The organism is Corynebacterium gottingense (genome assembly GCF_003693265.1).
GTDB lineage: Bacteria > Actinomycetota > Actinomycetes > Mycobacteriales > Mycobacteriaceae > Corynebacterium > Corynebacterium gottingense.
This window is the reverse complement of sequence record NZ_RDRE01000084.1, coordinates 1-2,542: the sequence shown is the minus strand read 5'-3', so window position 1 is coordinate 2,542 and position 2,542 is coordinate 1. Positions and strand designations below refer to the sequence as shown.

Genomic DNA, 2,542 nt, shown 5'->3' with positions numbered 1-2,542 from the left:
GCCTGCACCTGCGTATCGATCCAGGTGTGCACCGCCACGAGCTCCGCCTTGCGAGCGTTCGCCTCCTCAAAGGCGTACTCAACGGCGCGACGGGACACCTCAGAACCGTCGACGCCGACAACAACCGGGCCGTACTTGTTGGCGTCGGTGACGTTGTTGTCCTCGCGCACCACCACGACCGGGCAGGACGCGTGGGAGACGACGGCGCCGGAGACGGAGCCCAGGACCATGCCGGACAGGCCGCCCAGGCCGCGGGAACCCATGACCACCATCGTGGAGCTACGCGACATCTCCAGCAGCATGTCAATCGGGGAGCCCTCGGCAACGGCGTGGCCGATCTTGATGTCCGGCGCCACCTCGAGGGCGATGTCGCGGGCCTCGTCGATCTTCTTCAGGGTTTCGCGCTGGAGATCGTCGAAAAGCTCTTGCGGCGGAACCATACCCTCCGCGTAGAGGAACTGGGGCATGGTGTAGCTGGAGGCCAGACGCAGCGGGATGCCTCGCTTCATGGCGGTGTTCGCCGCCCAGCGCACCGCAGTCTGCGATGCGGGGCTGCCATCCACAGCGACAACGACGATGTCTTCGCGGTCTTCCAGGTTTTCTCGTTCTTCGCGGCTCATTACCTCCGCCCTTTCGATTGGGGAACTGGTTATATCCTCAGTGTAGCGCGGTGGCGTGGGCGCAGTCTCCGTTACTGCGGAATCTCAACCTTCTCGGCGGCGTCCGCGTTGGCGGGGAAGAAGACCTCGTACAGGAACCTGAACAGGTCAGCGATGCCCTTACCGATCCCCTCGGAAAAGAACTGCAAAATTGGGTCTAGCATTGCTCCAATGTCCATGCCGGATACGCTACTACATACTATGGCCCGCAAAAAGAGCAAGCTCGCACCGCCGTTGCCCCCGCGCGACGGCCTCGGTGCTTCCCGCGTCCGCGTGCCCGAGACCGACGCGCCGCTCACCGCCTTCGAGTTCCTCGCGGAAGTCATCGCAAGCCAGCGCCACCGCCACCCCGAGGACACCCCCGACGCCGTAGCCCGCCGTTTCGCCGACGGCGAGGTCGTGATGCGCAGCGGCCAGCCCATCGCCGCCGACCGGGTTCTCTCCCCCGGCACCGACGTCTTCTTCTACCGCCGCCCCGCCCCGGAGCGCGAGGTCCCGTACCGGATCACGACGGTGTTCGAGGACGACGACATCCTCGTCATCAACAAGCCGCCCTTCCTCGCCACGATGCCGCGCGCCGCCCACATCACCGAAACGGCCACGGTCCGCCTCCGCCGCGCGACCGGCAACGAGGAGCTCACCCCGGCGCACCGGCTCGACCTCATGACGTCCGGCCTCCTCCTCTTCACCAAACGCCGTGAGCTCCGCGGCCCCTACCAGGAGCTTTTCGCCCGCCGCGAGGTGCGCAAACAGTACACCGCCATCGCGCCGCACCGCCCGATCTCGCCCACCACGTGGCGCCACCGCATCCACAAAGTCACCGGCGACGTCGCCGCCACGCTCGTCCCCGGCACACCCAATGCCACCACGCACGTCACGCAGATTTCGCTTATCGACGCCCCCTTGTCCCCCTCCCTCGCCGCCACCTATTCCACCCCAGAGCCGCTGGCCAGCTACCTTCTCGAGCCCGTCACCGGCAAGACCCACCAGCTGCGCATCCAGATGTGCGCCGCCGGTGCCCCAATCCTTGGCGACCCCATCTACCCCACCATTCGCCCCTTCGGCACCGAAGACTTCTCCCGACCGATGCTGCTCACGTCCGTCTACCTCGGCTTCACCGACCCGCTCTCCGGCCGGGAGCGTGAATTCCGAGCTGAGGCGTGGCTGCCGGGGGCAGGGTGGCGCCTATAAGCAAACCGCTCCCACGCCGCGCGCTGCTGCTTGCCTTGCGCGACGAGCTGCGCGAACAGCTCGTCCTCGGGCGCCTCGTCCGCGATCTGCGCGAGCCGCTGCACCATGCGGCGGAACTGGCGCCGGTACGACAGCGAGAGGACCTGGCGCGCGTACTCGGCGGCGAGCAGGTCGTTCGCCTGGAGGCCGAGGAGCGTGGCCATGAGCTCGGTGGTGTCGCGCGTAGTCATCCCGTCTTTCGCGCCCTTGGCGCTCAGCGTGGCGATCACCGTTGCTGAATCGGTCGGGCGATCCTCCGCGGCACGCTCCTGGATCGCTCGGAAGATCTTGGCGTAGTTAGGGCGGTAGAAATCTCCCGCCTCGACGATATTGAGGGCTTCGTTGACGGTCTGGAGGTCGCCGCGCTGACCTGCCCACAAAAGCGCGGAGAGGAGGAGCGCCTCGCTGTCGTGCCGAGGGTTGTAGGGAGGAAAGTCCGGGTCGAGATCGGGGTGCCCCTCCGTCTCGACCTCGGTGTAGCGGCGCTGTTGATCTGCCATGCCACTCCTTTCAGCTAGTTGACTATTCGCACATACTAGCGGATGGAACGGAGTGGTGCGCGGCTACGGAATAAGCGCGGTGACTTCCGCCGGAAGCATCGGCGCGATCTGCGGCCACGCGGCACCGACTACCCCGCCGACGACGAGAAGCGC

At 66.6% G+C, this 2,542-nt stretch carries 4 protein-coding genes; 1 reads left to right on the top strand and 3 read right to left on the bottom strand.

Going from position 1 to position 2,542, the window contains the following annotated elements; all coding sequences use genetic code 11:
* Positions 1-620: universal stress protein (locus EAW56_RS11700; RefSeq protein WP_122086728.1), on the bottom strand; the 620-nt coding region annotated here is incomplete at its 3' end.
* A gap of 71 nt (positions 621-691) precedes the next feature.
* Entirely contained in the window at positions 692-838 is a 147-nt protein-coding gene (locus tag EAW56_RS12785) for a hypothetical protein (protein WP_165765395.1), read from the bottom strand.
* On the opposite strand from EAW56_RS12785, the gene EAW56_RS11695 reads away from it, so the two are divergent.
* Entirely contained in the window at positions 774-1,850 is a 1,077-nt protein-coding gene (locus EAW56_RS11695) for a pseudouridine synthase (protein WP_415528558.1), read from the top strand. The two genes, EAW56_RS12785 and EAW56_RS11695, sit on opposite strands and share 65 nt — an antisense overlap.
* Here EAW56_RS11695 and EAW56_RS11690 read toward each other — a convergent pair.
* Positions 1,763-2,389, bottom strand: a complete 627-nt coding sequence (locus tag EAW56_RS11690; RefSeq protein ID WP_095547922.1) for a DnaB-like helicase N-terminal domain-containing protein — start codon at positions 2,387-2,389, stop codon at positions 1,763-1,765. The genes EAW56_RS11695 and EAW56_RS11690 overlap by 88 nt on opposite strands.
* Positions 2,390-2,542 lie beyond the last annotated feature (153 nt).